Origin of the sequence: Caulobacter sp. BE264 (assembly GCF_031457805.1) — a bacterium.
Classification (GTDB): Bacteria; Pseudomonadota; Alphaproteobacteria; order Caulobacterales; family Caulobacteraceae; genus Caulobacter.
In genome coordinates this window covers 386,785-393,807 of the sequence record NZ_JAVDXI010000005.1, presented here as the reverse complement: position 1 = coordinate 393,807, position 7,023 = coordinate 386,785, and the positions used below count along the sequence as shown (strand labels likewise).

General features: G+C 65.5%; 7 protein-coding genes, 1 tRNA gene and 2 pseudogenes. 6 read left to right on the top strand and 4 right to left on the bottom strand.

Features of this window, described 5'->3' with window-relative positions:
- Positions 1–7: 7 nt before the first annotated feature.
- Positions 8–84, top strand: a tRNA-Met gene (locus J2X45_RS14785).
- A gap of 54 nt (positions 85–138) precedes the next feature.
- Here the strand turns inward: J2X45_RS14785 and J2X45_RS14780 are convergent.
- Positions 139–1,611: an inorganic triphosphatase gene (locus J2X45_RS14780; protein ID WP_310216030.1), complete on the bottom strand. Its 1,473-nt coding sequence runs from the start codon at positions 1,609–1,611 to the stop codon at positions 139–141.
- Positions 1,612–1,695: 84 nt separating this feature from the next.
- Here J2X45_RS14780 and bioB point away from each other — a divergent pair, with 84 nt between their 5' ends.
- A complete protein-coding gene (gene bioB, locus J2X45_RS14775; protein WP_310216027.1) occupies positions 1,696–2,721 on the top strand; it encodes a biotin synthase BioB in 1,026 nt (341 codons plus the stop codon).
- A 3-nt stretch (positions 2,722–2,724) separates the two neighbouring features.
- On the opposite strand, the gene J2X45_RS14770 is transcribed toward bioB, so the two are convergent.
- Together J2X45_RS14770 and J2X45_RS20355 are read right to left on the bottom strand one after the other, a co-directional pair.
- Entirely contained in the window at positions 2,725–3,006 is a 282-nt protein-coding gene (locus J2X45_RS14770) for a hypothetical protein (protein WP_310216025.1), read from the bottom strand.
- Positions 3,007–3,552: 546 nt separating this feature from the next.
- Positions 3,553–3,847 (bottom strand): annotated as a pseudogene (locus J2X45_RS20355) (hypothetical protein); the annotation flags it as partial.
- A gap of 90 nt (positions 3,848–3,937) precedes the next feature.
- On the opposite strand from J2X45_RS20355, the gene J2X45_RS14760 reads away from it, so the two are divergent.
- Both J2X45_RS14760 and J2X45_RS14755 read left to right on the top strand, forming a co-directional pair.
- Positions 3,938–4,342: a DoxX family protein gene (locus J2X45_RS14760; protein WP_404980072.1), complete on the top strand. Its 405-nt coding sequence runs from the start codon at positions 3,938–3,940 to the stop codon at positions 4,340–4,342.
- 85 nt (positions 4,343–4,427) lie between these two features.
- Entirely contained in the window at positions 4,428–4,793 is a 366-nt protein-coding gene (locus tag J2X45_RS14755) for a hypothetical protein (RefSeq protein WP_310216022.1), read from the top strand.
- Positions 4,794–4,984: 191 nt separating this feature from the next.
- Here J2X45_RS14755 and J2X45_RS14750 read toward each other — a convergent pair.
- Positions 4,985–5,074 (bottom strand): annotated as a pseudogene (locus J2X45_RS14750) (hypothetical protein); the annotation flags it as partial.
- Positions 5,075–5,199: 125 nt separating this feature from the next.
- Here J2X45_RS14750 and J2X45_RS14745 point away from each other — a divergent pair.
- Both J2X45_RS14745 and J2X45_RS14740 read left to right on the top strand, forming a co-directional pair.
- Positions 5,200–5,970 (top strand): TIGR04255 family protein, encoded by a 771-nt coding sequence (locus J2X45_RS14745; protein WP_310216020.1) that lies wholly within the window; start codon positions 5,200–5,202, stop codon positions 5,968–5,970.
- Entirely contained in the window at positions 5,961–6,461 is a 501-nt protein-coding gene (locus J2X45_RS14740) for a hypothetical protein (RefSeq protein WP_310216018.1), read from the top strand. The genes J2X45_RS14745 and J2X45_RS14740 overlap by 10 nt, the downstream gene beginning before the upstream one ends.
- Positions 6,462–7,023: the final 562 nt, after the last annotated feature.

Below are 7,023 nucleotides of genomic sequence, written 5' to 3'. Positions count from 1 at the left end.
ACCCTGACGCGGGGTGGAGCAGCCCGGTAGCTCGTCAGGCTCATAACCTGAAGGTCACAGGTTCAAATCCTGTCCCCGCACCCAAGGTCTGATTGTAAAGAAGCCGCCGTTAGGCGGCTTTTTTGCGTTCTCTGGCCTTCACCAGAAGGTCTCTGCTTCGACCAGGTCTTCGAGCGCCTCGTGAGCCCTGCGTAGCGGCTTCATCTCATCGCCTTGCAGGACAACGCTCGCCGCATCGTGTGCGAGAGCGATGTCGCCATGGGCGGCGGCGTCCACGACGCTTTGACGGACCGAGCGGTCGTTAAGCGCGCCCAGCGTGTCCTGCACCCGCTTGGCGGCGGCGAGGAAGCGTTCGGCGCGGCGCGGATGGTCGGGGAACAGCGCCGCAAGGTCCTCGACGGCGTAGCGGAGAGTCTTCCCCTTCAGGCGGAGCCGGTGGCGCTCATGGGCGTCGAGGTCGTCGAAGCGCTTGGCGGCCTTCTTCACGCGGCGGCGCAGGCGATCGAGCCGGCTTGCCGCGAAGGCGGCTGCGGGGCGTTCGCGAAGCGCGGCGAGGGCGGGATCGCTTGTCCAGGCGCCGGCTTCGAGCCAGGCGGCGGCTTCCAGCAACACATCGCGCGCGCGGGGGCTTTCGAGGGCGGCCTCCATGCGCAGGTAGGCGTTGGCGCGGGCGGCCTTGAGGCCCCGGTCGAAGGCGTCTCGGCCCTCGAAGGTCGCCGTCGTCGCCTCCCAGACCTCGCCGACGAAGACGTCGAGATCGCGAGCCGTGTCCAGTTCGCCGGCCAGCTCGCCGAGTTCGGCGTTGAGCGCCCGGGCGGCGGGGTCGCGCGACAGGGGCTTGAAGATCTTCAGCAAGGCCCGCAGCCGGCGCGCGGCGATGCGGGCCTGGTGGACGTTTTCCGGCTCGGGCCGCTCACGCAGGGCCTCGAGTGCGGCGCAGAGGTGGGCGAGGCCCGCCTGGCCGATCGCCTGCAAGGCTTCGCCGACGCTCGCGTCCGGCGACAGCGCCAGCGGCGGCCGGCGCACCGCCGCCGCCTCGCCGGCCGCCAGGCCGTAGCCGCGCTCGGCCTTGCTGACCAGCGACAGGCGCAGCGGCGCGTGGCGGGCCAGGGCGCGGGCCAGGTCGAACAGCGCCGCAGGCTCGCCCGACTTCAGTTCGAGCTCGAGCTCGCACACCGTCGCGTGGCGCTCGCCGGCGCTGAGCTGGCCGCGATCCAGCGCCACCTCGATCAGCGTCTCGCCGTTACGGACCATGCGGATCACCCGCTCGACCCGCGTGGTGAACACCGGCGAGAGCGCCGCCTCGGCCAGCATCTCCCCCACCGGCGTGCGGGCCAGAGCGTCGCGATCGGGCGCGGGCCCGGCGATCTTTTCTTCCCATTCGCCGCGCGAGAACACCCCGCCGGCCGAGGCCGATTTCAGAGTCTGCTTGCGGCCGCCCTCGCCGTCGCGCACCCGCAGGCCAAAGCCCGCCCGGCGCAGCGCATGGTCGGCGGTGTCGTAATAGGTGGCGTCGAGCTGGCGCACCGCGCCCTCGCCGTCCAGCGCGCCCAGGATCGCCTCGGCCGCCTCGGGCGGGATCAGGAACTTCAGCTCGATCTCGCGATCCATGAAAAGCGCGTCTCCCCGACCCGTCGCCTACTGCTCTAGCGGAACTCTTGCCAACCGTCATGTGTCGGTCCAAACGTCGCGGCCATGAGTCAGATCAATGCTTCCCCCCGCCACGACTGGACGCTTGCTGAGGTCGAGGCCCTGTTCGCCCTGCCGTTCATGGAGCTGATGTTCCAGGCGGCCAACGTTCACCGGGCGCACTTCGATCCCTCCGAGATCCAGCTGTCGCAGCTCTTGTCGGTCAAGACCGGCGGCTGCGCCGAGAACTGCGGCTATTGCAGCCAGTCGGCCCACTTCAAGACGGGGCTGAAGGCCGAGAAGCTGATGGCCGCCGACGACGTGGTGGCCAAGGCTCGCGCGGCCCGCGACGGCGGCGCCCAGCGCTTCTGCATGGGCGCGGCCTGGCGCGAGCTGAAGGACCGCGATCTGCCCAAGCTGACCGAGATGATCGGCGAGGTGAAGGCCCTAGGCCTGGAGACCTGCGCCACGCTGGGCATGCTGACCGCCGATCAGGCCAAAGCCCTGAAGGCCGCCGGCCTCGACTACTACAACCACAACCTCGACACCGGCCCCGACTACTACAAGGACGTGGTGACCACGCGCACCTATCAGGAGCGCCTCGACACCCTGGCCCATGTGCGCGACGCCGGCATGAGCACCTGCTGCGGCGGCATCGTCGGCATGGGCGAGCAGCGCCGCGACCGCGCGGGCCTGCTGCACCAGCTGGCCACCCTGCCGGCCCACCCCGACAGCCTGCCGATCAACGGCCTCGTTCCGGTCAGCGGCACGCCGCTGGGCGACAAGGTCCTGTCGGAAGGCAAGGCCATCGACGCCATCGAGTTCGTCCGCACCATCGCGGTCGCCCGCATCGTCTGCCCCAAATCCATGGTCCGCCTGTCGGCCGGCCGCGAGGGCATGAGTCGCGAGCTGCAGGCCCTGTGCTTCATGGCCGGCGCCAACTCGATCTTCGTCGGCGGCAAGCTGCTGACCACCCCGCTGCCCGGCCAGGACGAGGACAGCGCCCTGTTCCAGGACCTCGACTTGAAGCCCATGGGCGGCGCCGTCCGGGTCGAGGCCAAGGCCGACGCCGCGATGGTGGCGGCGGAGTAGGGGCTAACTGGCCATCCCGTCCAGAATATCGCGGCGCTGGCTTTCCAGCTCGCGCCGCGTTTCGGCCGCCCCGGCCAGGTACTCGGCCAGCACCTGAGGCGGATAGTCCCGCGCCGCAGCGCGCATCTCGCGCTCGGCGACGTCCAGCATGGCCAGGGTCCTGGCGATCAACTCCAACCAGATCGCGTCGCTGCTACGTACATGACGCGGTCGCCGCCGGCCCTTGCCGAGCACGCGGTCGTGCAAGGCGCGGATGCGGGATCGGGGTGGGGCTGACTGGGGCATGGTTGGGTGTCTCCTGAACATCGCCCTTCCTCCGATGGGGAAGGGCGGGGTGAACAATCCGCCCCCCAGTGGGGGAGGTGTCCGTGCAGCGGAGGGAGGGGGGAAGTGCTGCTGACCCGGCCTCTTCCCCCTCCGTCGTCTCTTCGAGCCGACACCTCCCCCGCTGGGGGGAGGATTTGGGGCGTGCGTCCGCCGCTTCACGCGGCGTGACCGCTGAAGGTGTTGGGGAGGCGACGGAGCGGCCGGGCGAACCCGGAGACCGTGAATGTGTTTTGCGTTTCGGCTCGCGCTTCCGCTCCGCCAGGTTGTTCTTGCCCGTGAGGATGGGGGGCGTGAGCGTCTTTCAGCTCGGGACCCCAGGAGCCCCCGGACGGGCGCGGACCAACTGGAGCGGCTACATCCGTGTCCAGCCCGACGATCCACGATAGGCGGCTTGTACGATCACCGCCCTGTCGCTCCGCCTCCGACGTGATCCCAAGCGGCCCGGCCCCTCGTGCGCGCTCCTAAAGAGTAAGCCGCACGACCAGACAAAGCCTCCCGGGCGCCGAACGCGGCCCCGCTCAACCTAGCCCCGCCGCCGTATTGGGCCGGATCCAAACGCCCTCCCCCGCGACGGGGATGCATTGAGTATGGAGCGAGTTTTGACGCCGGGGATAAGTTGGCGCGTAAAAGTTAGAAGTGGTTGATTTTGCTGGCTTCGGTTCCGCCAATTCCGAGCGTTCAAGCCCGCCAATCCCCGTAAAATCCTCCCCCCAGCGGGGGAGGTGTCCGCGCAGCGGACGGAGGGGGAAGTCCTGCCGACCCCGCCTCTCCCCCCTCCGTCGTCTCTTCGAGCCGACACCTCCCCCGCTGGGGGGGGATTTTTGAGCGCGCCCCCTGTCGGCTTTCGCCCGCGTCGTCCGTCCTTGGCCAAAACGGAGAGACCCACCGCATGCGCGACAAGATCATCCCCTGGGCCGGCTGGATGCTGACGAGCGCCTTTTCCCTGTTCATCGCCGGGGCGTCGATCGCGCCCAAGCTGCTGCATCACCCGGCGGCGACCAACACCCTGCAGGCCCTGGGCTGGGACCCGCGCCATACGCTGATGATCGGGCTGATCGAGCTTTCGTGCCTCGTGCTCTACCTCGTTCCGCCCACGCGCCTCTTGGGCGCGGTGCTGTTCACCGGCCTTCTGGGCGGGGCGATGGCGACCCAGATCCGCGCCGGCAGCCCGCTGTTCAGCCACACGCTGTTTAGCCTGTATCTGGGTGTCTTCCTGTGGGGCGGCCTGTGGCTGCGCGACCCGGCGCTGCGGGCGCTGTTCCCGGTGCGGCGGAGCCCGCGCCTCGACGGCTGAGGCGCGCGGCCCCCCTGGCCCCTGCGCCGTTTGCCGCTAACCTGCCGACCCAACAGAGAGAGACGGCGGGAGGGGCCGAACCGACATGGCGCGCTGGATTTTCAGGATCGCGGCGATCTATGGGCTGATCGCCCTGACGCCGCTCTATTTTCTGGAGGCCAAGGTCGCGGCCCCGGCCCCGCTGCTGGCCCATCCCGAGCACTTCTACGGCTTCATCGGCACCGCCCTGGCCGCCCAGGTGATGTTCCTGGTCATCGCCAGCGACCCGGTGCGCTACCGGCCGCTGATGCTGGCCGGCGTGCTGGAGAAGCTGGCCTTCGGGGTTCCGGTCTGGTGGCTGTGGACCCAGGGCCGCGTCATCGCCCCGACCCTGGTGTTCGCCAGCATCGACCTGACCCTGGCCGCCCTGTTCCTGTGGGCCTGGCGCCGCACGCCGACGGCGGCGGGGTAGGGGAGACGCGGACGGAGGGGACGTTCTGCTGGTCCGCCCCTTCCCGTCAGACCGGTTCCCTCTCCCAGCGGGAGAGGGTGGCCCCGGCGAAAGCCGGGGTCGGGAGAGGGGTTAGGTGGTCTGCCGCCCTGCCGCCCTTCCGGCGCCGTACCCCCCTCACCCCGACCCTCTCCCCATGGGAGAGGGGGGCTGGGCGGCGGCGCGAAGCGCCGTCCTAGAGCAACTCGGCCCGCCCGGCGGTCGTTTCGCCGGGGGATATAAGAGGGCTGCGGACCAGTGATTACGAACCCTTACCCAGACAGGCATGGGCTTCGATGGGGTAGCTCGTTAACGACAATCGGTTTAGGAGCTTGTTTGGTAGATTCGGAGCTGAAAATTGGGGACCTGGGAGTACAGGAATCCGCCGGTGTGGGAAGCCGCCGTTGGCGCGTCCCTGCAGCAGGCAACGCTCTACGACCACTACGAGGTGGCCGATGTTCACAAGCTATTTGAAAAGCAGTTTCCGCGCGCTGAAAGGCAGCCGCCAATACCTTCTCTTAATTTGTTTGAACTTTCTGTCGGAAACGACGAACAGGATAGCGTTCAAGAATATTCTGGTGCTCTGCCGGCGCGCTGGTGGTTTACTACCGAAGATAGCCGAAATCTTCTGCAAATCCAGGATGATTTCATCGGTAGAAATTGGCGACGCACGGACTCAAGTCCCGCGCCGAGTCAGGGCTATCCCGGATTTGATGGTCTTCTAGCGGATATTCAACTAGCTGTAGATGCTATTAATAATTTTAATAATTCGAGAGGCCGCTCGGTTCCCGAGCCCGATATATTTGATGTGGTATATGTAAATCATTTGTTTGCTAAGCGTGAAGATGGGACGAGCCGCAAATTTCGAGAGATGGTTCCGTGGCTTAACTTCACGGATGATGTTATGAAGGGTGGGATGGCAGTCAACTGGTTTGAGCGTGTAACCAGTTTTACTACAAATATTCAGGCTCACTTCGTTGGGGTTCGGTCCCACACCGAGAGGTCGGTTGCTCAGCCTGCCCTACGCTTGGTAATAAACGCCCGCGGAAGCTGCTCTTCTTGGCCGGAATTTTACGAAAGGTGTGAAGAGGCCCACGCCTATATGCGAGCACGCCTGCTAGCCTTGACGTCGGAGGAGGTGCAAGCCACATGGTCGTAGTGATGGAGCAGAATCTCCGCAATCGACGTCCAGAGGTAGCCGAAGTTCTCATTCGGGTGGCTGCCGCCACGTCGTTTGAGCGCAACTTCCAAGCCTATGATCAGCTCGACTCTCTTTTAAAGCTGAGGCCTGGGTGGGACGGCTATTCCGGACATGCTCCCAGCGAAGAGGCTGTGCATCAGGCTAAAGCCTTCCTGGCGAACCTGCCGATCGACCTCGCCATGCCGGCTATCGAGCCCTCCGGCGATGGGGAGATCAACTTTGTATGGAGATCTGACGCCGCTTACCTTGAGATCGGCTTTTGCGGCGACCACCACTTTAGTTTCTTTGGTAAGACAAAGACCTTACCAGAGAAGCGAGAGTTTGGGGATATACCTGTAACGGCGAATCGGCTTCCATTGTCCCTCCAATGGCTGCTCAATCACTTCCCTGATGTCGTGCCAGTGCGAAAAAACATCGCAGAGCGAGAATCCTTCGCCTGGGCCAGTTGATGATGGGGAGACGCTAGTGCGCCTAGCGTTTCTCCCAGAGATGATCGACGAAACGGGTCGGCTAAAGAATTCAGCGATTCCTAGCGCTGAGCTACAGCGGCAGGTCGACGGTGAGCCTCCGCTGCGCGGTTGCTCTGTATTCCGTAAGAGTCATACGACTGGCGAGCAGCTTCAAAGAGAAGCTATGGGTTTAGCGGCGAATAAGCTTCAACGCGCTGAAGCTTTCCAGTTTCACTGGTCTGCAGAAGAATTGCGCAAGCTATTTGCGGATGACGGCCATCGTAGCATGTGCGTTGTCGACCGCGCTGAGCCCCACAATTCCTCACATGCAGAATTGTGGGGAGCTAAGGCTGGAAGAAGTAAAGGGGCTTTGAAAAGCATACGGGATCAATTGATTTCCCTTTTGGTACCCGCTGGCGAAATTGCCTTATGGGGTGGCGGATAAATGCAAGGCCGAGAGTAAAGCCTTCCCCTCTCCGCCGCCATCCGCTACACCGCCCCCGCAATGACCCGCACGCCGCACCATCACGGCCACCACCACCATCCGACCTCGCCTCGCGGG

Coding starts and splice junctions, on each gene's coding strand:
- J2X45_RS14780 (WP_310216030.1), bottom strand. CDS start 1,611: ATGGATCGCGAGATCGAGCTGAAGTTCCTGATCCCGCCCGAGGCGGCC.
- bioB (WP_310216027.1), top strand. CDS start 1,696: ATGAGTCAGATCAATGCTTCCCCCCGCCACGACTGGACGCTTGCTGAG.
- J2X45_RS14770 (WP_310216025.1), bottom strand. CDS start 3,006: ATGCCCCAGTCAGCCCCACCCCGATCCCGCATCCGCGCCTTGCACGAC.
- J2X45_RS14760 (WP_404980072.1), top strand. CDS start 3,938: ATGCGCGACAAGATCATCCCCTGGGCCGGCTGGATGCTGACGAGCGCC.
- J2X45_RS14755 (WP_310216022.1), top strand. CDS start 4,428: ATGGCGCGCTGGATTTTCAGGATCGCGGCGATCTATGGGCTGATCGCC.
- J2X45_RS14740 (WP_310216018.1), top strand. CDS start 5,961: ATGGTCGTAGTGATGGAGCAGAATCTCCGCAATCGACGTCCAGAGGTA.